General features: G+C 35.5%; 21 protein-coding genes. 8 read left to right on the top strand and 13 right to left on the bottom strand.

The annotated features are described in order from the left end of the window. Positions 1–49: 49 nt before the first annotated feature. A complete protein-coding gene (locus tag EKM01_RS06415; RefSeq protein WP_126462243.1) occupies positions 50–637 on the top strand; it encodes a glutathione peroxidase in 588 nt (195 codons plus the stop codon). A 188-nt stretch (positions 638–825) separates the two neighbouring features. Here EKM01_RS06415 and EKM01_RS06410 read toward each other — a convergent pair whose 3' ends face one another. Further along, on the bottom strand, positions 826–1,776 hold the full coding sequence (locus EKM01_RS06410; RefSeq protein WP_126562006.1) for a tRNA-dihydrouridine synthase: 951 nt from the start codon (positions 1,774–1,776) through the stop codon (positions 826–828). Positions 1,777–1,887: 111 nt separating this feature from the next. Further along, entirely contained in the window at positions 1,888–2,385 is a 498-nt protein-coding gene (locus EKM01_RS06405; protein ID WP_126454520.1) for a GNAT family N-acetyltransferase, read from the bottom strand. Between the two features lie 94 nt (positions 2,386–2,479). Between EKM01_RS06405 and menD the strand changes: the two genes are divergently transcribed. Further along, a complete protein-coding gene (gene menD, locus EKM01_RS06400) occupies positions 2,480–4,141 on the top strand; it encodes a 2-succinyl-5-enolpyruvyl-6-hydroxy-3-cyclohexene-1-carboxylic-acid synthase (RefSeq protein WP_126767471.1) in 1,662 nt (553 codons plus the stop codon). Between the two features lie 181 nt (positions 4,142–4,322). Here the strand turns inward: menD and EKM01_RS06395 are convergent, their stop codons facing one another. The 3 genes from EKM01_RS06395 to cysM all read right to left on the bottom strand — a co-directional run bounded on the left by EKM01_RS06395 (position 4,323) and on the right by cysM (position 7,445). Next, positions 4,323–5,675, bottom strand: coding sequence for a M28 family metallopeptidase (locus tag EKM01_RS06395; protein WP_126767468.1), 1,353 nt, complete (start codon positions 5,673–5,675; stop codon positions 4,323–4,325). A gap of 64 nt (positions 5,676–5,739) precedes the next feature. Then, a complete protein-coding gene (locus EKM01_RS06390; RefSeq protein WP_231507432.1) occupies positions 5,740–6,435 on the bottom strand; it encodes an SGNH/GDSL hydrolase family protein in 696 nt (231 codons plus the stop codon). A 122-nt stretch (positions 6,436–6,557) separates the two neighbouring features. Continuing rightward, positions 6,558–7,445, bottom strand: coding sequence for a cysteine synthase CysM (gene cysM, locus EKM01_RS06385; protein ID WP_126454514.1), 888 nt, complete (start codon positions 7,443–7,445; stop codon positions 6,558–6,560). A 444-nt stretch (positions 7,446–7,889) separates the two neighbouring features. Here cysM and EKM01_RS06380 point away from each other — a divergent pair, with 444 nt between their 5' ends. Then, entirely contained in the window at positions 7,890–8,588 is a 699-nt protein-coding gene (locus EKM01_RS06380) for a DUF1003 domain-containing protein (RefSeq protein WP_126767465.1), read from the top strand. Positions 8,589–8,623: 35 nt separating this feature from the next. On the opposite strand, the gene EKM01_RS06375 is transcribed toward EKM01_RS06380, so the two are convergent. Continuing rightward, complete coding sequence (locus tag EKM01_RS06375; protein WP_126554262.1) at positions 8,624–8,902, bottom strand: DUF2752 domain-containing protein; 279 nt, start codon at positions 8,900–8,902, stop codon at positions 8,624–8,626. Positions 8,903–9,004: 102 nt separating this feature from the next. On the opposite strand from EKM01_RS06375, the gene EKM01_RS06370 reads away from it, so the two are divergent. Both EKM01_RS06370 and EKM01_RS06365 read left to right on the top strand, forming a co-directional pair. After that, positions 9,005–9,190: a hypothetical protein gene (locus EKM01_RS06370; RefSeq protein ID WP_126462226.1), complete on the top strand. Its 186-nt coding sequence runs from the start codon at positions 9,005–9,007 to the stop codon at positions 9,188–9,190. Beyond that, positions 9,180–9,731 (top strand): Smr/MutS family protein, encoded by a 552-nt coding sequence (locus EKM01_RS06365; protein ID WP_126516566.1) that lies wholly within the window; start codon positions 9,180–9,182, stop codon positions 9,729–9,731. The genes EKM01_RS06370 and EKM01_RS06365 overlap by 11 nt, the downstream gene beginning before the upstream one ends. Positions 9,732–9,867: 136 nt before the next feature. Here EKM01_RS06365 and EKM01_RS06360 read toward each other — a convergent pair whose 3' ends face one another. Beyond that, positions 9,868–10,812 (bottom strand): hypothetical protein, encoded by a 945-nt coding sequence (locus EKM01_RS06360; protein WP_126568571.1) that lies wholly within the window; start codon positions 10,810–10,812, stop codon positions 9,868–9,870. Positions 10,813–11,016: 204 nt separating this feature from the next. On the opposite strand from EKM01_RS06360, the gene EKM01_RS06355 reads away from it, so the two are divergent. Together EKM01_RS06355 and EKM01_RS06350 are read left to right on the top strand one after the other, a co-directional pair. Next, entirely contained in the window at positions 11,017–11,937 is a 921-nt protein-coding gene (locus EKM01_RS06355; protein WP_126454502.1) for an EamA family transporter, read from the top strand. A 16-nt stretch (positions 11,938–11,953) separates the two neighbouring features. Further along, positions 11,954–13,078 (top strand): cysteine desulfurase family protein, encoded by a 1,125-nt coding sequence (locus tag EKM01_RS06350; protein ID WP_126454500.1) that lies wholly within the window; start codon positions 11,954–11,956, stop codon positions 13,076–13,078. Between the two features lie 237 nt (positions 13,079–13,315). On the opposite strand, the gene EKM01_RS06345 is transcribed toward EKM01_RS06350, so the two are convergent. The 5 genes from EKM01_RS06345 to EKM01_RS06330 form a co-directional block, all read right to left on the bottom strand. Next, the gene (locus EKM01_RS06345; protein WP_126554268.1) at positions 13,316–13,768 is read right to left on the bottom strand and encodes an endo-arabinase; all 453 of its coding nucleotides are present in this window, start codon (positions 13,766–13,768) and stop codon (positions 13,316–13,318) included. A gap of 347 nt (positions 13,769–14,115) precedes the next feature. Next, positions 14,116–14,991: an HAEPLYID family protein gene (locus tag EKM01_RS06340; RefSeq protein ID WP_126554270.1), complete on the bottom strand. Its 876-nt coding sequence runs from the start codon at positions 14,989–14,991 to the stop codon at positions 14,116–14,118. 87 nt (positions 14,992–15,078) lie between these two features. Then, complete coding sequence (locus tag EKM01_RS06335; protein WP_126767462.1) at positions 15,079–15,468, bottom strand: hypothetical protein; 390 nt, start codon at positions 15,466–15,468, stop codon at positions 15,079–15,081. A 260-nt stretch (positions 15,469–15,728) separates the two neighbouring features. Then, the gene (locus tag EKM01_RS14655) at positions 15,729–15,899 is read right to left on the bottom strand and encodes a hypothetical protein (RefSeq protein WP_197037241.1); all 171 of its coding nucleotides are present in this window, start codon (positions 15,897–15,899) and stop codon (positions 15,729–15,731) included. Positions 15,900–15,922: 23 nt separating this feature from the next. Continuing rightward, a complete protein-coding gene (locus tag EKM01_RS06330) occupies positions 15,923–17,350 on the bottom strand; it encodes an L-serine ammonia-lyase (RefSeq protein WP_126767459.1) in 1,428 nt (475 codons plus the stop codon). 238 nt (positions 17,351–17,588) lie between these two features. Between EKM01_RS06330 and EKM01_RS06325 the strand changes: the two genes are divergently transcribed. Continuing rightward, on the top strand, positions 17,589–20,096 hold the full coding sequence (locus tag EKM01_RS06325; RefSeq protein ID WP_126767457.1) for a M14 family zinc carboxypeptidase: 2,508 nt from the start codon (positions 17,589–17,591) through the stop codon (positions 20,094–20,096). A 69-nt stretch (positions 20,097–20,165) separates the two neighbouring features. Here EKM01_RS06325 and EKM01_RS06320 read toward each other — a convergent pair whose 3' ends face one another. Continuing rightward, a complete protein-coding gene (locus tag EKM01_RS06320; RefSeq protein WP_126767454.1) occupies positions 20,166–22,460 on the bottom strand; it encodes a BamA/TamA family outer membrane protein in 2,295 nt (764 codons plus the stop codon). Positions 22,461–22,474 lie beyond the last annotated feature (14 nt).

The following is a 22,474-nucleotide window of genomic DNA, read 5'->3' as shown; positions in this document are numbered from 1 at the left end:
TTACTTTGACAAAACAAATATTTGTCTAATTTTATAAAAAATTTCAATTATGAAAAATAGTGTATTTATAGCTACTTGCGCTTTACTGTTATTTAGTTGCCAAAATCAGGCACAACCTAAAAAATCTGAAATAAATATGAACACAGCTCCAATTGCAAAAGAAACCATTTATCAGTTTAAAGTAGAAGATTTATCAGGAAACAGTTTTGATTTTGCTTCTTTGAAAGGAAAAAAAATCATGATTGTGAATACGGCGTCAAAATGTGGACTGACACCTCAATACAAAGATCTTGAAGCTACATATAAAGAATACAAAGACAAAGGATTAGTGATTGTAGGTTTTCCTGCTAATAATTTTGCGTCACAAGAGCCAGGAACCAATGATGAAATTGCTACTTTTTGTCAAATGAATTACGGTGTTACGTTTCCTATGATGGACAAAGTTTCTGTAAAAGGAGAGGATATGGCTGCTATTTATCAGTTTTTGACTCAAAAATCTAAAAACGGATTACAAGATTCCACTGTAGAATGGAATTTTCAAAAATACCTAATCAATGAAAAAGGTGAATTAGAAAAAGTGATCGCTCCACGAACATTAGTAACGGATCCGGAAGTATTGAATTGGATTAAAGCATAATTTTATGTAACTAATTTGCTAATTATTATGTAAATAATCAAAAGAGATTTTCAGTCAAATGAAAATCTCTTTTTTTTGCTGTTTTTAGTATTAATGTAGCTTCGATTAAATTTAACTATTTAGAAATTAAGTTATATTAAGAATCAGAGCTTAGTTTTTCTTAATTTCTTAATGGTTTATTTTTTTTCTTAGAATTTTTCATTTTTGAAAATTTCAGCTACAGCTGCTTCGTAATTCCGAATACTCTGTGCTTTTTTTATTTTCTTTAAAACTTTGTGCGGATTTGAAAACGTAGCCGAAAAGTATTCCCATAAATGGTACATTTTTAGTAAAATATGTGTCGAACCAGAAAGTGATTCGCTATAAATAGCATACAAAGTATCGTGAAACGCACTGAATAATTCTATTTTGTTTGCAGGATATTCTGAAGTATTGTTTTTTATCATACTTGGTAAAAAAGGATCTGATATTAATCCTCGGCCAATCATCCAATGGTCAATGGTTGGGAAGCGTTGCTGCATTTCATGAAATTTAGCCACGGAGGTTATGTCGCCATTGTAATACAATTTATGCTTGGTGTTGTCAACACAATGCTGGAATGCATCTAGATTTACTCCACCTTTGTACAATTGCTTGCCAATACGCGCATGAATCGCTATGTTCTTGATTGGATAGGTATCTAAAATAGGTAAAACATCCAGTATTTCTTCACTGTTTTCATACCCCAAACGCATTTTCATAGAGACAATAATATCCGATTCAGTATGCGCTCTGTGAAGGATAGTATTTATTTTATCGGGATTACTGATCAATCCGGAACCCATACCAGACTTAGTAACCATAGGATACGGACAGCCTAAATTCCAGTTTAATTCTTTATATCCCAATTCTTGAACGTACTTGGCTACAAATAAAAATTCATCGGCATCGTTTGTTATCACTTGCGGAATAACTTCTAAATCAAGATTATTTTCAGGAAGCAGGTCTCGTTCATACGAAGGTTTTATTACCATCTTTCCGTTCAATCGAATATAAGGCGAGTAAAATGTATCAATTCCTCCAAAAAGTTTGTTTTGGGCATTTCTAAAACGAAAGTCAGTAAATCCCTGTAAAGGCGAGGAGAGTAAGGTGTAGTCCATGAAATTTTTAGTTGTGCAAATATACTATAAAGTGGCAAGTCTTAAAGGTATAAATTTTTTAAAGCCTAACATGTTTAATAAATAAACTATTATATGCTGGTACAAATTCAATTATTCTAAAATCAATTGCATAAAAACGGAACTCAACCAACGATCAAATTTATAACCGGATTCTTTAATAACGCCAACGGTTTCAAACCCATATTTTTTATGAAAAGCGATACTGCCTTTATTTTCGGAGTCAATAACGCCAATCATTGTATGGTATTTTTGTTTTTTTGCCAATTGAATTAGTTCAGCCAGTAATAATTTCCCAACGCCTTTTCCTAAAAACTCCTCCGCAACATAAACAGAATGTTCTACCGTAAAACGATATCCTATTTTATGACGAAAAGTTCCGTAAGTAGCGTACCCGATTGTTCCATTTTCAGTTTCAGCAACAATAACAGGTAAGTCATTAGTTATTTTGTCTTCAAACCACAATTTATGGGTTTCAAAATCACGGGGCTCATAATCATAAATCGAAGTACTGTGCAGTATTTGGTGATTGATGATCTCCAATATTGTATCTAAATCGGTAAAAACTGCCGGTCTTATTTTGATTTCCATAAAGAATATATTTTGCTTCAAATTTAAGAAAACTATTTAAGATTAGAGAAAAACCTTCACATCTTTGTATCTTTGTTTTTTTCAAACTAAAACAATGATTTACCCAAAAATACCTTTAGCACAAAGCATTATTGAAATCTGTTTGGCCAAAGGAATTACTACTATAATTATTTCTCCGGGTTCTCGTAATGCCCCGCTCACAATTGGTTTTGTAAATAATCCCGCTTTTCAATGTTACAGTATTGCTGACGAGCGTTCGGCTGCTTTTTTTGCATTGGGAATAGCACAACAAACCAAGCAACCAGCGGTTTTAGTGTGCACTTCTGGGTCGGCTTTATTGAATTATTATCCGGCTTTTGCGGAAGCATTTTACAGCCAGATTCCTATGATTGTGATTTCGGCAGACAGACCCCAAAGCAAGATTGATATTGGTGACGGCCAAACGATTCGGCAAGAAAATGTATTCGAAAACCATTCGCTTTACAATGCTAATTTACTTGAGAATGTTTCGGTGGCAAATGATTTAAAAATCAATGCGGCGATCAATGCGGCCATCACTCAAAAAGGCCCCGTTCACATCAATGCGCCTTTTGAAGAACCATTGTATGAAACCGTTTCGGAACTTTCAATCGAAGTGAATAGTATCGCTTCCGCAAAAGTGACTCAGACGATTTCCATAGAAGACGTTTCGGAATTTGCAACAATTTGGAACAATTCCACTAAAAAAATGATTTTGGTTGGTGTGAATGCCCCAAATGCTATCAACCAAAAAATAATTGAGGCCTTCGCCAAAGACGTGTCGATAGTCGTGCTGACTGAAACAACTTCTAACGTGCATCACGATACTTTCATCAATACTATAGACACAATAATTACGCCTTTTACGAATGCCGATTTTGAAAATTTTCGTCCGGAAATTTTAGTCACTTTTGGAGGAATGGTCGTTTCAAAACGAATCAAGGCTTTTTTAAGAAAACACAAACCAAAACACCATTGGCATATTGATTCTTTAAGAGCTTACGACACGTTTGGCGCTTTGACCAAACATTTTGAAGCAGACCCAAATGTTTTTTTTGATACTTTCTTGCCACTTACAAAAGCAACAGAAAGTAATTATTTTCAGCAATTAGACGCGGTTAAAGTGCTGCGAAAGCTAAAAAGTGATATTTATTTAAACAAAATTCCTTTTTCAGATTTTAAAGTTTTCGAAAAAGTAATGCAGTGTTTACCAACGAACAGTCAATTGCAAATCAGTAATAGTTCAGCAATTCGGTATGCGCAATTAGTAGCTGTTGATCCTTCAATTGAAGTATATTGCAATCGCGGTACCAGCGGAATCGATGGTAGTACTTCTACGGCTATTGGTGCGGCTGTTGCCAATGAAAAACAAACGGTTTTTATAACAGGTGATATAGGGTTTTTGTACGACAGCAATGCATTATGGAACAATTACATTCCAAAAAATTTCAAGATTATATTGATTAATAACGGTGGAGGAGGAATATTTAGGATTTTACCCGGACACAAAGAAACACCGGTTTTTAATACCTTCTTTGAAACTTCACATTGTTTAACTGCGGAACATTTGGCTAAAATGTATGGTTTTGAATATAGTATTGCCAGTGATGAGGCGAGTTTAGCAATAAGTTTGACTGCTTTGTATGCTCAAAATGAAAAACCAAGTATTTTGGAAATTTTCACACCAACCTTGAAAAACGATAGCATTTTACTGCAATATTTTAAAGAGTTGATTTAATTATTTTCGGATCATTGATATTTACCATTTATACTTAATTTATAAATGGGAAACATAAAAAAAAACGTTTGCATAAGCAAACGCTTTTTTATTTATTGTTGAGTTGAACCATCAAGTAAGATTCATTAATAAAAACGTGACTATAAAAAATTACTTTAATTGTTTAAAACCTTCTAGTGTTTTAACGAATTGGCAAAGGGAAAACCGGTAAACTGGAATGTCCTAATGCATCAACAGCCTGAACAGCAAAGAAAAAATTGTCTTTAGAATATGGGATTTCAGCTTTAGTATCTTGTACAAAAATTGTTTTTTCCCAATGTTGGGATGCCGTTTCTCTAATAAGAATGTTGTATCCATAAACCGATTTCCCTTCAGGTGCGGTCCAAACTAAAGTAGAAAAATTAGTCAAATCCTTTACTTCAATTCCTACGTTTGTTGGTGCTTTTGGAGACCAAGCCAAATTACTGAACGTAGCCAAGTTAGAACAGGTTACTTTCTTCATGTATTCAAAGTCCATAAATTCTGCAAGATCGCCGTACTGGATGTTGTTTTCTTTTCGAACATCTTGATGTTGGTGGTCGTAGTTTTCGTTCATTTCACAAAAACGAACAGCTGTAAATCCATTTTGACTGAAAGGAGTATGATCCCCACCACGTAAGAAACGGTCGTTGCGATACACTAAATTAATATCCAGTTGCTCCACATATTGATTGGTAACCGTTTTGATGTATCGCGCTAGTTGTCTGGATGGACTGTCATTATCACGATTGGTCGATTTACGCATTTTTGACTCGGCTTCTGTCTCTAAGAATGGAATTGTTTCACTGAAAACGCGCACTTTAGTATTGTCTCGTAATAAAGTACCGCTGGATAAACTGTTTCCAATCATATCATTGTTGATCATGGCAATAACATTCCATTTTCCCTCTTTGGCAACATCCGCTAAATGCTTAGCTCCGTATAATCCTTGTTCTTCACCAACTACAGCCACAAAAATCAGTGTAAAAGGGAATTTTCTTTGGCTCATTATACGGGCCAGTTCCATCATGGCGGCTACTCCGGAAGCGTCGTCATTAGCACCTGGCGCATCAATTTTAGCATCCATGACATCCGAAGCACGGGAATCTAAATGGCCGCTTATAATTAATACACGATCGTCCGTAGGATCAGTTCCTTTTAAGGTTGCCATGACATTACCCAATTGGCTGTCGGTGGCAATACGTCTTCCATCTGCTTTGATGGTGAAAAAGTCAATAACCGAAGTTAGTCTGCCGCCAGAAGCCAAAGCATATTTATCAAATTCCGATTTAACCCAGCGTTGCGCTGCGCCAATACCGCGAATGTTACTTTTTGTGTCGCTTAGGGTATGTCTGGTTCCAAAAGACACTAGTTTTCGAACCGTAGCTTCCATATTTTCCGATTGTACCTCAGCCACCATTTTTTTTATTTCGGGATCATCGACGGTGGTTTGTGCGTAATTGGCATGAGTAATGAATAATAGTAGGAACAAACAGAGAATTGAGGTTGATTTCATCTAATTTTTTTTAGTTTTCTCAAAGTTAGGGAAAAGGAAAAGATTTTAGGCACAAAATTGTGCTTTAGTGTTTCATTGCTAGAACTTGCGCAATCGCTTTTTCAGCCAGAGGCGCCATTACCTGATAGCCCAATTTATTAGGATGTACTCCATCACCGGAATAGGCAGCTTTTAATCCGTTGCTCTCATCGGCCATTGCTGAAAAATAATCCAGGTAGATAATTCCATTCGCATCAGCATATTTCTTTAGTAATTGATTAAGCTCCATAACCTTTTCAGCCGGATTTTGATTGGGTTTCCAAGGAAAATCAAAAGCGGGTAATACGGAACACAAAATAACTTTGATCTGGTTTGCTTGTGCCAATTCAACCATCGAAATAATATTGTTTTCAATCCTATCTAATGTTGTGGGGCCTGTATTTCCGGCAATATCATTGATTCCTGCTAAAATGAGTACTGCGGCTGGCTGTAAAGCAATAACATCAGCTCTGAAACGGATGAGCATTTGCGGGGTTGTTTGACCGCTAATACCCCTATTTATATATGGTTTTCCTGAAAAGTATTCAGAATTGGTTGCACTCCAGAATTCGGTTATGGAATCACCCATAAAGACAATTCGTTGTTGTCCAGCTGCTGGTGGTTTCAGCGCAACATTCTGCTCTTGGTATTTGCTTAAATTTGGCCAGTCCTGCGCCTGTATTGTTTCTCCCATAACGATTGATAAAAATAAGATGCTGTAAATAAATTGGATGTTTTTCATTTGTAACCGGATTAGAAATTTTGAAAACAGTAAATAAGTGGTAGTGCAGTAAAACGCAACAACCTTCCATTCTTATCCGAAAGATAGAGAAAAGGAAGGTTGATTTTATAGTGTATTGGTATTTAATCAAATAAATCGGAAGACAAATACCGATCGCCTCGGTCGCAAATGATAGCGACAATCACGCCGGACTCTATTGTATTTGCTATTTTTAGTGCAGCAGCCACGGAACCGCCACTGCTCATTCCTGCAAAAATGCCTTCTTCAAGTGCCAAACGTTTGGTCATAGCACGTGCTTCCTGTTCCGAAATTTCAATGATGGTATCTACTTTTGAAGCATCAAAAATTCTAGGTAAATATTCTTGAGGCCATTTTCTGATTCCCGGAATCTGCGAACCGTCGCTGGGTTGCGCACCAATAATTTGAATTTCTGGATTCCGCTCTTTCAAATACGTTGACGTTCCTATAATTGTCCCTGTAGTTCCCATTGCTGATATGAAATGGGTTACCGTTCCTTCCGTATCATTCCATATTTCCGGACCTGTGGTTTTGTAATGTGCTTTCCAGTTGTCATCATTAGCAAACTGATTGAGCATTATGTATCCGCCTTCGGCTACCTTTTTATCAGCATAATCTCTGGAACCAATTATTCCGGTGTCAGCAGGCGTTAGAATGACCGTAGCTCCATAAGCACGCATAGTAAGCGTACGTTCTATAGTGGAATCTTCCGGGAGTATCAATTCGATTTCGATATTGAATAATTGGGCAATCATCGCCAAAGCAATTCCGGTATTGCCGCTGGTTGCCTCAATTAACTTGTCTCCTTTTTTGATTTCTCCTCTTTCTAATGCTGATTTGATCATGTTGTATGCCGCACGATCCTTTATGCTTCCGCCTGGATTATTTCCTTCGAGTTTCAGTAAAAGTTTTACCTTGTCATTTTGTATCAAATGGGTAGATTCAACTAAAGGTGTATTGCCTATTAAATCTAGTATTGTTTGAGATTTCATGCTATTGGGTGTGTTGTGTTTGATTTGTAATAATCCGAGTATTGACTAAATTTGATAAGTATTCGTTTATAAAAACTATTTTTAACAAGCTTATTTTAAAAATAGCAACAACAATAGCAGAAAGGAATATTTTTATAATTCAGTGACATTTTCATGGTTTTTAAAACGAATGGTAAAGGTATTGAACAATTTTGGATTATTTGTTTTTAGTCAATAAAGCTATCTTGTTTATTGCTACATTTTTGTTAAATTTATCGCTTTTGAATGCAATTGAAATTTTTGTTATATCCGTTAATTGGAATTAATAAAAATTAAATCAATAGCTTTTTTTACAATTTTAAGATATAAACAGCTATTGCTAGACTGTTTATATTTTCAAGGTATACAAATTGATTATTAGTTTCGATAGAAGTGTTTTTTAAATTAGCCAATAAATAACTAGCTATGAAAAGTAATTCGACTTTTATAAGTGACATTTCTAAAAAGGTATTCCCAATAGCGGATAAAATAGCTGCTAAGACCATACGGAACCCAATATTAGCACTTATTCAAAATGATTATCCTGATTTTGATGCCAATAAATTATTAGCAATAAGTGAACTTAATAGGTATCGGGAAAAATATATTTCGAATTATTTATTGGTCGAAATAGGGGAATTGTCTAATCTGGAGGCTAAAGTAATCGGTTCCTTAAGCGAAGATAAATCGCTGGTGAATACTGTAGAGGATGAAAATGGTGATCGAACCGTAGGGCAAAAAGTGGCAGACAAGGTAGCTGCTTTTGGCGGAAGCTGGAAATTTATCATTCTTTTTGGGGTGTTTATCTTGTTGTGGATTTTGACTAATATTTATATTCTGCTGAATAAAGGTTTTGATCCGTATCCATTTATTTTATTAAATTTAATTTTGTCCTGTTTGGCTGCACTTCAAGCACCGGTAATTATGATGAGCCAAAACCGTCAGGAAGAAAAAGATCGGGAAAGAGCTAAAAAAGATTATATGATTAATTTGAAATCAGAACTTGAAATCAGAATGCTTCATGAAAAACTGGATCATTTGATTATGCATCAGCAAGAAGAATTAATTGAAATTCAGAAAGTACAAATCGAAATGATGAATGATATCCTAGCCCGAATCAAATAATTGTTGTTGCTGTAAAGGGGATAAAAAGAAACTCATTAGTAGTGTTTAAAATAATACCCTGCAATCATAAAAACACCATTAAGGACAGCGGCGCCGATAATTATTTTTTTGTAGTTTCTGTTGGTGTCTATGAAATTCAAAGCCAGAATTCCCAGAAATAATAAGGTCGTGAAAATTGCCGGATACCTATCGAAGGCACCTCCAAAATCGCCTTGTAAAAGCAATAAAAATCCTCGCTGAAAACCACAGCCCAAACACTCTATTCCAAAGAGTGTTTTACTGAAACACGGGAGCATGTATTTTTCTAGATTCAATTTTTTTTCTTTTTTACAAGTATACGTAAAAGTAAGAAATTTTATCAAGAGTAAATAGAGTAATTTTAAATTCAGTACTTTTGGAATCTGATATTTTAAAAGATGAAAAAATATATAATCCCCATAATGATTCTCGCCATCACAGTTGCTTTATATGAGCAGGTGAGTGCCGAAAAAAACGTGTACATCATGGTTGTTGCAATTGTAGTTTTTATGATTGGAATGATGCAGTTGAGTGCTAAAACTCCGAGTAAAAATCAAGAAAAAGAAGACGAAAATGTTCAATAAAGGAGATAAAGTTTCCGTGCTGGATGAAGCGATGAATGGGATAGTGTTGTCAGTCAAAGACCAGCAGGTTACGATAGAAACGGAGGATGGTTTTACGATGACATTTATTGTCAATGAATTGCTTAAAATAAACGATTCCAGTAACTTAATGGAATCAATCAGAAGAATAAATGTAAGTGAAATTGCAAAAGAGAAAGAGATCCCAAAACCCCGTAGTTTTGTAAAAGAAAGGAAATCTAAACACGAAATTCCAGCTCCTGAATTTGATTTACACATTGAAAAACTGGTGCCTAATAAACGCGGAATGTCGAATTATGATATTCTGACGCTACAGACTGAAACAGCAAAACGTCATATTGAATTTGCGATTAAAAATCGCATTCCAAAGATTGTTTTTATACATGGAGTCGGGGAAGGAGTCTTGAAAGCAGAGCTAGATTTCTTATTGGGACGGTATGATAACATCGCTTTTCAAGAAGGTAATTATCAAAAATACGGTCAAGGAGCAACAGAAGTTTTCATTAAGCAAAGCGCTATGTAAGCTCATTTTTAATTTTTAATTCCAAAACGAAAGGTCTGATTTAAGATGATTTCAATGGAGAAATCATCTTAAATAAGACCATTTTTGTAGCCTTGAAAACAACTTTTTCTTATCTGAAATATAAGTTTTTTGGCCCCTAATTGGTAGTCAATAAATCTCCATAAATATAAGCATCACCTAGAATAAAATCACTGTTTCCTTTCTTTATTTTTACTTTTTTCAGCACTACAGTATGTCTAAAACCTGATCCATTTGTTGTAGTTGTTACTTCTATAATACCGCTGGTATTTGCTATTCCTGACACTCCAATCCATTCTTCACTAAATGTCGGAGTAGTAGGAAAAGTAGTATTACAAAAATAATTTCCTGTAACCAAGCCAGAGAATAAACGATACGTCAGTTTGTTTTCTGTGTCGCCTATCAATCCGGTTCTAGGAGTGTTCAGCGGTGTTACGGCATTCACGATTAAACTGGCATCAATATCCAGAATTAGCGCTTCACTGCTGTTGTAATCGTATAATTGTTTGGAAGTAGCACATTGTTCCAATGTTTTATTGAAACTAAAAGGCAGCGGTGTTGCTGCTATTTGATAGTCTCCAAAAAAGAATGTTTCGTACACTTGCGTTCCGTTTCCTTTATCAAAAGTGATGTTTTTGAACGTTATATTATGATTGTATCCTGTAATTTTAGTACTGTTATCATCAGGATTTAGGGGTTTTATTGCCGTTGTAGTTATTACAATTTTCCCGCCAGTTGCGGTCCATTGGCCTGTAACTGTAGGTGTTGCTGGAGGAATAGTTTCGCAAATTGTAGCATTTGTGACAGTTCCGTTATAAAAACGGTAAAAAACTCGATTTGTACCATTGATATCCAGTTCTTGCACACTTGTTTCTGTCGGAAAAACAACATTTTTTATTTCAAGAATTAACGCTTCGCTATCTTTTAATTTATAAATGATCCCATTTGTCGTGCAATTTTGTGTGGCTACATCTTCAAAAGTGATGGTTTCTTGAATTAAATCTCCATCATCACATCCGTTTAGGAGCAATGCAAAAACCAACAGGCTAACAATTCTTTTCATTTTATAAAATTTAAAACAAAAATAGAATTTTTAATTTATTCCAAATGCATAACCGCTTAAAAATAGATTATTTAACAGGATATTGTGTTTTAGCAACTATCAATTAAGTGATAAAGTACCTGTTTTAATAGTTATAAAATTGAAAGATAGTGAGAATTTAAAGCCGATTGAAATCAGTATCTTTGTCTAAATTTAATACGATAGATGAGACTTAACAAATATTATTCGGCTGCTTTTTTAGCTTTTTTTGTTTGGGGTTTTTTTAGTTTTGCTTTAAAGCCTTTACACAATTATCCGTCGCTGGATATATTATTTTACCGAGTGTTTTTTAGTGCCATTACCATGGTGTTGATCAATGTTGTTTTCCGTAGAAATGTAATGCGTAAAAACTGGAATCACTTCAAGACGATACCTCCCAAACAACAGAAGAGTGTTGTTATGCTAACACTTGGCGGAGGTATATTTCTCTCCTCAAACTGGTTTGTTTACATTTATGTGATGAATCACGTAAGTGTCAATGCGGCTTCGTTGGCGTATTTAATTTGTCCAATTGTAACAACTGTTTTTGCCTTTTTCATGTTGAAAGAAACGCTGAGCAAATGGCAGTGGATTGCTGTTTTAATTAGTGTATTTAGTTGTGTTTTATTATCCTTTAATCATTTTCAGGATATATTCTACAGTCTTATTACGGCTGCTACTTATGCGCTGTATTTAGTGAGTCAACGTAAAAATAATGATTTAGATAAATTCCTCAGCCTGACGATTCAATTGATTTTTACGGCACTTGTACTGCTCCCTTTTTATCCAAAATACAGTGGAACAATTCCTGTAGAGCCTCTGTTTTACGGCTACATGTTCCTGATAGTGGTTTTTTTTACGATTATCCCTTTGTTTCTAAATCTCTATGCGCTCAAAGGAATCAACTCTTCCGCGGTGGGAATTATGATTTATATTAACCCGATTATTAATTTCTTGTTGGCTATATTTTATTATAACGAGCAGGTTAGCTCGCTTCAATTGTTTTCTTATTTGCTGATTTTGGTTTCAATTGTTGTTTTTAATGAAAAACTGCTTTTTCCCCGAAAATTAAAACTCGTCCCTTCAGAAATACCAGTTTTAAAATAATTTTATAATTTAAAAAATGAAAAAAGTATATCTCGATAACGCTTCTACAACTGCTATTCGTCCCGAAGTAATCCAGGAAATGACTAAAGTATTAACGGAAGATTATGGAAATCCATCTTCAACGCACAGCTTAGGGCGTTCTGCAAAAAATGTTCTGGAGCTTTCCAGAAAGTCAATTGCCAAAAACCTGAATGCCACTGCGCAGGAAATAATTTTTACTTCCTGTGGTACCGAGGCCAATAACTGGATTCTTCGGTCAGCCGTTAAGGACTTGAAAGTGCAACGAATCATTACCAGTAAAATCGAGCATCATGCGGTTTTGTACACGGCTTTAGTTTTAGAAAAAGAGTATGGCATTCAGATTGATTATGTAGCAATAAAGCCAAATGGAGCAATTGATATTACTGATTTAGTAGAGTTATTATCACAGGATAAGAAAACATTAGTCAGTTTGATGCATGTGAATAATGAAATTGGAACTGTTTTAGATTTAGAACGAATAAGCCGTATTTGTCAAGAGCACAGTGCTTTGTTTCATTCGGATACCGTACAGTCCATAGGGAAAACCGGCATAGATTTGCAAAATTTATCTATAGATTTTATCGTGGCCAGTGCGCATAAATTTCATGGACCTAAAGGCGTTGGTTTTGCATTTATTCGAAAAAATTCAGGAATGCAACCCTTATTTTTTGGTGGCGAACAAGAGAAAGGATTGCGCGCCGGGACTGAGGCTCTACATCAAATTGCAGGAATGGCAAAAGCTCTGGAACTTTCATACACCAATTTAGAAACGGAACGAAAGCACATTTCTGAAGTACGGAGTTATTTAATTACCAAGCTTGAAATTGATTTTCCAGGTTTCGAAATTAATGGGAATAGCGATGGTTTTTACACGGTTTTAAATGTTTTACTGCCTTTTTCAGACGAAAAGACAGCGATGATTTTGTTTCATTTAGACATGAAAGGGATAGCAGTTTCCCGCGGTAGCGCCTGCCAGTCCGGGAGTATAAAACCGTCTCATGTATTAGCCGAAATGCTTTCGAATGACGATTTAAAGAAACCAAGTTTGCGCATTTCATTCAGCCATTATAATACTAAAGAAGATATTGATTTGCTTATTGCAGCTTTGAAAACGATATAAAAAATCTGCTGTAAAGTAGTTTCTTCAGTAGTATTAACGTATTTACCACCTAGTTTTGGATATTTATAATGAAATCGATGGATTTTCTGCATATTTTTCCATGATTAAGCGCGCTTTAAAAAAGCATAATGCAGATTCAGAACCTTGATTAATGTTGATGTATTTGTCTTTTGTGATTAATAGACAGTTGCCGAGTGTTAATTAAAAAAAAAGTGTAAGCTGCAGTTCAATTACAAGTTATTCACCTGTTTGTTTAGAAATATGAATGGATTGCCCCACTAATTTCCAGTGTCCATCAATTTTTTCTAATAACCGAATTTCATACGAGAACGTTTTTTTACCATCTTTGGCCGTTGACTCTTCGTTGTGGCTTACCCAGGCGTTGTCCTTATGAATACTCATTTTGTAATTTGTATTTACAGAATAGCCACCGTTACCCATTGCTTCCGGATTTGTATTAATCATAGCCGTAGGCGGAATGTCGAGTACGGTTCCGTCTCCAGTTGAAATTAATATTCGGCTGTAGGGCTGAATGTACCAGCAGTCCGTATGTCCCTTGCTGTCGCCAGCTCTCCATGTGGCAGACTCTTTTTCAAGTAGTTTTTTGATGCTCTCAGATTCATCATTATTTTGACTATAACCTATCAAATTTAGTGCTAGTATAAGATAAAAGGATATTGTCCATTTCATATCAGGCCTGTTTTTTAGAATATTATGTTTTTCGTTTTTATGGCGTAAAATCAGCTAAAAACATGTGCTTTCAAGAATTTTAAGGTTCTTTACGAACGTAAATATATAATTTAATCCTATGAAAACAAATAGGATTTCATTTTTGTGCGTTGTTGTATTAAGAGAGAGTTTTACAACAGCTGCAAAAAAAGACTCTTGACACTATCCCGCTAATTATCACTGATTAACCGGATTGTGTTTAAAAAAATCCGGCTAGTCTAGTGGTAATATTAATTAAAGAAAGGTCGCTTTATTTTAAGGTTTTAGTATCGGATCCTACTAACTTGCATCAAAAAAGCACTGTTTTTTTAATGCGACGAAGGTTCATAAATGAGTCGTAAAAAGGAGCTAAACCGCTGGTTTTCTCTATTTATAGGAATTCCGGTTACTATGCCTATTAGTAAATTATCTGTAATTTCTACTCTCATTTGAGGTCGGATTGTCATATCAAAATCAGCATTATTAATTTCTTTGTTAAACTCCAGTCCAATAAAATTTCGCGTTCCGGGGATCATGTAATGGATATTTGAATTAATCTGCCAGTTCGTCTGTGTTGTATTATCTGAAAAGTGGTGCGTAAATTGTGGCCCGGTGTATAAAAGGGTATGAAAATTTTGTCCCCAGCGTTTAGCAATCACCAAGAACGGATTATATCCATTTCCGGTTATTAAAGTACTATTGCTGTAGTTGTTAAAATTGGGTAATAGAAATTCGTGAATATAGCCAACAGCCATTGATATTTTCTTTTTTTCTGAAACAAAAAAGGTATATTGTGCCGCTAGTTTTATACTATTCAGGTTACTTCCCGGCGAATTTCCGTTGCCGGAAGTAGGGTAATAAATTGAAAAAGGCAATTCTACTTCAAGTCCTAATCGATCAATTGGAGCCCATTCATATTCTAGCAGTGCAGTATATTCATCATGAGTGATATTGTCTGTCAAACCGAGACCTAAATTCCATTCTTTTTCTCCTTTTCGGGCTCCCAAATCTCTAATGAGATCGATGTACAGAGGTTCAGCATGTAACACTTTTGGACGTTTTTTTTTGCCTTCAATTTCTTGAATGTAAAGACTGTCTTTGATCGTATTTTGTTGGTTTTTTTCTGTTTGTGCTTGAGAATGTGTACCCGTAAGTACCGTTAATAGCAGAGTAAATACCGCTGTTTTTAAATATTGAAGAGCCATTTTAATTTGTTTTATGTTTTAGTATACGAATTGCAACCCTAGTTTTCATGAGAAAATAAGGCAGGGATTAATGATCTAAATAACAAATTAAATGTCAGGGGGAGGTGTGTGTATTTCAAAATACGGGGTCGGAGGAATCGAATTTTGTTCAGCTAATTTCCTCTTTTTTAAATATAAATATTTTTTATAAAGACTAATTGCACTGTTTGGTACTACAAAAAAATCTATAAAAAAAGCACTTTTTGCAGCAAAATCTTGATTGGTATCATTATCATCGTATTCAGGTATGGCATTTTCGAATCCTAATATTTTTTCAACCACTATTTCAATAATGCTTTCCAGATCATTGTGGGTCAGATCCTCAGGTAAATAATTTGGTTGCGCATCCGGGGAATCAACAAAGCAGTTCAGCAGGTATAACGACATGAAACCCCAAAAATATCGAGTTAAAAGAGTATGTCGAATTTGTTTAATCATTTTGCATAATTACACTATTTTCTTGCTTAATAGTTGTAAATTTTCGTTAAAGTCGATTATAATTTAAGCGAGTCGCCATCTGCCAAGTGTTTAAAGGGTGCTTTTCTGGATTATTTTAAGTTTAAAAGAGAAAATATGGTACTAGTGAAATTTCCTTTGGTTGTAACCGTTTTACGGATCTGTTTGCAAGCAGTTTTTGTTTTTAATAATACGTTATTGGATTTTATTTCTAAATTTTTCTAAAATGATTAAAATATTCATCAATGCGTATCATCATTCCAGTCAGAATCTTCTTCAGTTGTTTTTTTGAAATCTTTATTCAAGAACTGTTTGTATTTCTTTTTGTCTTTTTGATTTTTTCTGATGAGAAATACTATCAAAGCAATTCCGAAGAAGAGTACAAGTCCAACTATTACCCAATTGATTTTCATTGTTTTTTTGTTTAATACGTAAATTAACAATCTGACATATTCACGGCGATGGCTAATCCGCCTTCGGAGGTTTCTTTGTACTTGTTGTTCATGTCTTTGGCGGTTTGCCACATCGTGTCCACGACTTTGTCTAAAGGGACTTTGGCATTTTTCGGATCGGTTTCCAGGGCTAACTCAGCGGCATTAATAGCTTTTATGGCACCCATTGTATTTCTTTCGATGCACGGAATCTGAACCAAACCGCCAATAGGATCACAGGTCAACCCCAAGTGATGTTCCATGGCAATTTCGGCAGCCATTAAAACCTGTGCAGGAGTTCCGCCCATCAATTCGCATAAAGCGGCAGCAGCCATGGAAGATGAAACGCCTATTTCGGCCTGACAACCGCCCATTGCCGCAGAAATGGTAGAACCTTTCTTGAAAATACTGCCTACTTCACCGGCAACCATCAGGAATTGTTTGATTTCTTTTTCTCCTGCATTGTGGTTTTCAATCACTAAATAATACATTAAAACGGCCGGAATTACGCCTGCGCTTCCATTTGTTGGGGCAGTGACCACGCGTCCTAAAGCGGCATTTACTTCATTTACCGCAAGGGCAAAACAGGAAACCCATTTCAGGATTTGGCGGAATTTCACTTCTGTTTTTCTGATCTCCTCAAGCCAGGTTTGAGGGGAATTATAATTGGATAAACCAATTAGTTTTTGGTGCATGTCAAAAGCACGGCGACGCACGTTTAGTCCGCCGGGAAGAATCCCTTCGGAATGACAACCAATGTACATGCATTCGAGCATCGTGTGCCAAATGCGTATTAGTTCCTGATCGATAACGGCTTCGGAACGCATTGATTTTTCGTTTTCATAAATGATTTCCGATATCGATTTGTTTTCTTTTATGCAATAATCCAGTAGTTCTGCCGCTTTCTCAATTGGATATGGAAAAGCACATTTTATTTTAATTTTCTTTTTAGCGTTGATGCGTTCTTCTTTTACTACAAATCCGCCACCAATAGAATAAAAGGTAGAAACGTATTGACGATCATCAGTCATATAGGCTGTGAAAGTCATTCCATTGGCATGAAAGGGAAGGAAGTTTTTATTAAAAACGATGTCTTGGAGGAAATAAAAAGCAATTGGCTTTTCGTTTCCTAAGTTGATTTTGTTTTTTGATTCAATGGATTTGATAATTGCATCAATATTTTCTATGGGAATGTATTCTGGATCTTGTCCGCTCAAACCCAGCATTACGGCTAAATCCGTGGCGTGTCCTTTGCCAGTTAAGGAAAGGGAACCGTATAAATCTATTTTCACCCTGTTGACCGCATGAAGTAAATTTTCGTTTCGCAATTCACTAAGAAAGCGTTCGGCAGCTCTCCAAGGCCCAAGTGTGTGTGAACTCGAAGGTCCAACACCAATTTTTAGCATATCAAAAACGGAGATACATTCTTCCATGTTAAGTGTAAATTTTTGTTACCTGCAAATATAATAGAATGTAGCAAGGATACGAATTGAAAATAGAATAATATTGTTTTTTTAATAATTAATATTGCTGTATTGTTAGTATTCTTCAAAAAAAAAGGATTTAACTAAACTAATACTTTGTTAAAATCAATATTTCTTTAATCCAAAATTTAGCTTGTGCAATACTTTGTAAATGGCTATTTTTGAAGCTTAACTAACCCAAAACAATATGAAAAAGATTATTTTTTCTTTTTATCTACTGCTAACTTTGGTGCTGAGTGTTCATTCGCAAGTGCAAAGTCCTTCTGAATTTATACCCAATTACGGAAAACAAATAACCTATTACCATCAGACTGAAAATTATTTTAAGCATCTTACGGAAAAGTCTACTTTTATCAAACACCAGAAATATGGTGTAACGCCGGAACAAAGGGATTTGAATGTATACTTTATATCGAGCCCGGAGAATTTGGCTAATTTGGAACAAATTAGGAATAACAATTTGGCAGCCATTGGTTTATCCGAAAATAAATCACAAATGATTGGCGATAAATTAATTGTTTGGTTGAGTTTTAATGTGCACGGAAATGAATTTGCCGGAACCGAAAGTGCTATGACCGTGGCGTACGAATTAGTAAATCCTTCGAATGCCGATACTAAAAAGTGGTTAGAGAATACCATTGTAATACTGGATCCATGCATCAATCCGGATGGATATTCCAGATACGGAAATTGGTTAAGAGAAATTTCAGGTAAAAAAACGCATCCGGAATTGTCAGACAGAGAGCACATGGAAGTGTGGCCGGGCGGTAGATACAACCATTATATATTTGATTTAAACAGAGACTGGGCGTGGCAAACACAACCGGAAACCCAACAGCGTATTGCGTTGTACAACCAATGGATGCCACAAGTTCATACAGATGTGCATGAAATGGGATACGATTCTCCGTATTTTTTTCCACCCTCAGCGGAACCTTTGCACGAATATATTGAGAAATACCAGAAAGATTTTCACTACACTTTAGGTAAAAATATTTCTAAAAAATTTGATGCTCAAAACTGGATGTATAACACCGGTGAACGTTTTGATTTGTTTTATCCAAGTTATGGGGATACGTATCCTACATACAATGGCGCGGTTGGTATGACGATGGAACAAGGCGGAATAGGCGCGGGGAGAGCCGTTACTATGGGCAACGGAATCACCTTGACGATACAAGACCGATTGACACATCACGCTACGGCAGTCCTGACGGTTGTAGAATCAGCCGCCGCACAAGCGGATGTTTTGCTGAAAGGTTTCAGAGGTTTTATGAATAATTCCCGAAAAACAGTGAAGGGAAATTATAAAATGTATGTGATGAAAAATAATCCGAAGTTGGTTCAAATGGCGGATTTGTTGAAAAAAAATAATGTAGAATTCAGTTACGCTGATGCCAGTCAAAAAGTATCCGGATTCAATTACAATACAAAAACAGATAAAGGTTTTACTATTGAACCCAATGATTTAATTGTAAAAGTAGATCAACAAAAAGCTGTTTTAGCACAAGTGCTTTTTGAACCGGACCAAAAGTTGAATGACAGTTTATCGTATGATATTACCTCTTGGGCTTTGCCCTTGGCGTACGGTGTTGAAGGTTATGCGTTAAAAAATAGTCTGGACATAAAGACTAAAGCAACTATTGAAGTGAAAGAAAAGATCGTTCCTAAAAATGCTTATGCGTTTCATATTCCTTGGAATAACAGAATTTCAGCTCAGGTGTTGTCTTTGTTGCACCAAAATAATATCAAAGTGAGGTCTGCGATGAAAAAAGCCATTTTTGGAGATGTGATTGTAGAGCCGGGTGGACTGTTAGTGACCAAAGCGGATAATCCCAAAGTGGCTGATTTTGAAAAAACGATTAGTGAACTCGTAAAAATAAAAACCGATTATAATTACATACTTACAGGTTTTTCGTCTAATTCTAAAGATGTAGGCGGCGAAAATTTTAATTTATTGAAAGCGCCTAAAGTAGTTTTATTATCCGGAAAAGGGGTGGGCTCTACAGAGTTTGGTGCCGCTTGGTATTATATGCAAGAAACTATTGCATATCCGGTGAGTGTGGTTGAAGTAAATAATTTCAATAGATTTAATCTTTTTAACTACAACACACTGATTTTAGCAGACGGATATTATGATTTTTCAGATGACCAACAAAAGAAAATTGGCGAATGGATTAAAAACGGTGGAAAAGTGATTGCAATGAATAGTGCGCTTACCCTTTTTGAAGCAAAAGAAGGATATGCGTTAAGTCCTTTTGCAACTGAAGAAGACAAATTAAGCTCTGAGAAAGCCGCTGAAGAAGAGGAACTAAAAGAACGCTTCTTAGATTTTCAGGATTCAGAACGCAGGTATATTTCTAAATCGATTCCCGGAGCCATAATTGAAAACCTATTGAATAAAACACATCCCATGTCTTTTGGTTTAGGCGATACATATTTCAGTCTAAAAACGGATGACAGACATTATTCACTATTGAAAAAAGCCATAAATGTTGCTTATGTTCCTAAAGATTATAAGAGTTATGGTTTTGTAGGTAATGAAATCAAAAAGAAACTGAACAATACCGTGAGCTTTGCAGTTGATAAAAAAGGCGATGGATCTGTAATTTATATGGTAGATAATCCATTATTTAGAGGTTTTTGGGAAAATGGAAATCTATTGTTCAGCAATGCATTGTTCTTAGTCAATTAAAGAGTGTACAAGATAGGTTACATAAAAAGAGCACGAGGTATCGAGCTCTTTTTTTGTTTCATTGTTTTTCTAAAAAGGATAACCAATTGCTAGATTGAAAACTAAATTTTCTTTTCTCCAGGCACTATTTCCCAGACTGATTTGATCTAAAACCCAGCGATCTCCATTTGGTAAATACGGTTTGCGTAACGGGAAAGCAAGATCTGTTCTCAGAATTAGAAAAGAGAAATCAAAGCGTAATCCGGCTCCAACTCCAACGGCCAGTTCATTCAGGAATTTTTTGGAAAATTTTGCTCCCGGTTTATCCGGATTTTCATTCAGTAACCAAATATTTCCGGCATCTAGAAACAAAGCTCCTTTTACCAGTCCATATATTTTAGTTCGGTATTCGGTATTAAACTCTAGTTTTAAATCACCGGATTGATCCGCTAAAAAAGTGCCGGTGTTAGCTGCAGCTCCATCAAAACTTCCAGGTCCCAAGGAACGGGCTCTAAAGGCTCGCAAACTATTGGTCCCACCAATGAAAAACTGCTTGATAAAAGGCATTTCATTTGAATTTCCATACGTAAATCCGGCTCCTGCAATGATTCTGCTGGCTAATTGAGACTCTTTTCCTAATTTCAAATAATGTCTGAAATCTTGCTCTATTTTGATAAATTGACTAAACGGAACATCAAATAATTTGATAGTATCTCCTTTTCTAATATTTGCTCCTGAAACTAATCCTGCTATATTTCCCACCAGATCAAGGCTAGCTTTGTAGTAAAAAGTGTTTTTCTTTCTCGTTTGTAAAGTATTAGTGTACGTATAGGAATAGGATGGTCCAAATAGTAATTGCTTCTCAACCACTTTCTCCAGAGAAGGGTTGTTTGCAATTTGTTCATGGTACAAATTAGTTATGTTTTGCGGACTGGCGTATGTGATTTCGGTAACATTTAAAAGGTGTTCTTTTCGTTCGTTTTCTTTCCATAAATAACCAAAAGAACCTTTGAATGTTTGTAGGGAATATAAATTGGTTCTGTTTTGAAATTCATATCCCAATGTTGCTTTTGTCTTTGGAACAAAACCACTTGACGGGTTTAGCTTAAAAGGGGATACAAATCGGGGCCAAATTAAATTAGCTTCGGTACCAACTCTGTACACATTGAAACCATTATTTTGTCCGGAAACTTGCACTTCTACACCCCCAAAAGCTGAGATTGTCAATAATTCAGCACCCCGGAACGCATTGCGATTGCTCCAGTTTAAATTGAGTTCGGTTCCGGTGTAATTAGCAGAATTTGTTTTGGCCAATAATTCCATCCGAAGCGATTTTTTAGGCAATGGCGTCAGGTAATAATAGGCATCTAAATAATTTCCGAGTGTATCAGAAACCTTAAACTGATTTTTCACAAATTTGAAAGTACCTAGGTTTACCAATCGGTTCAATGATAAATTATGGTCGCTACGGTTGTATAGATCCCCTTTTTTAAAATATAAAGCCCGATCAAAAATCCTTGGTTTGAATAAATTTTCTGGATCTATAATGGTTAAATCATTATATTTTGTAATGGTATCGATACTGATTTTTAAACTGTCAGAACTAATAGAATAGTTTGGATATACAATAATTTTATTAATTTTGTACGGAGTTTCGGCTAGTTTAGGAGCTTCCTCTTTTATCTTTACAATAAGATCGACCTGATGATCTGCAACCGTTGAGTCTACTTGTACTTTTAAATAATCAGGATTAAAATAAAAGAATCCTTTTTCTTTTAGCCTGGAATCGATTCTGATTCTTTCTTCTTTGATGGTATTTAGGCTGTATCCTTCTTCTTTTTTTAACAAACTTCTACGTCTGGTATTGCGCACGGCACTTGAAATCACTGCGGAGTCTACAGGGAATTTGACGGCTCTGATTTTGTATTGTTTTGCGGGTTTTACAAGATATTCTGCAGTTGCTTTTTTTCCGTGTCGTGTTGAATCAGCCGCTGTTTTTGTATTGAAATAGCCATTGTTTTCTGTGAAATTTTGTAAAACGTTTTTGTTGTATTCTAAGTCTACCTGACTGTATAAAACAGGGGCTTCGCCTACTTTAGTTTTTAACCAGTAGCGCCATCCTTTTTCTTTCTTTGGCGTCCCAGCCAAGTTATAAATGTATAGCTTAGGCCTCAATCCTAAAATCGAGGAATTGGGTTTTGGTCTTACCACTTCTCCAAGAGCGGTTTTTAATGCTTTGTTTCCTTTTTTAGAGGTTTCTTTTCCTTCTACGGTTACTTTAGCACCGGTATACAGTAGCTCTCCTTCTGGCAAAAAGCGAGTGTTGCTGCACGATGAAGCCAACATTGCAAAGAAAAGAAAAGATACTAAATGGTTATTGTTCATTAATTTTATTATTT

Source organism: Flavobacterium sp. RSP46, assembly GCF_003984825.1.
Taxonomy (GTDB): Bacteria; Bacteroidota; Bacteroidia; order Flavobacteriales; family Flavobacteriaceae; genus Flavobacterium.
Note: the sequence above shows the minus strand (reverse complement) of the source record. Positions and strands in the feature narration are given on the sequence as shown.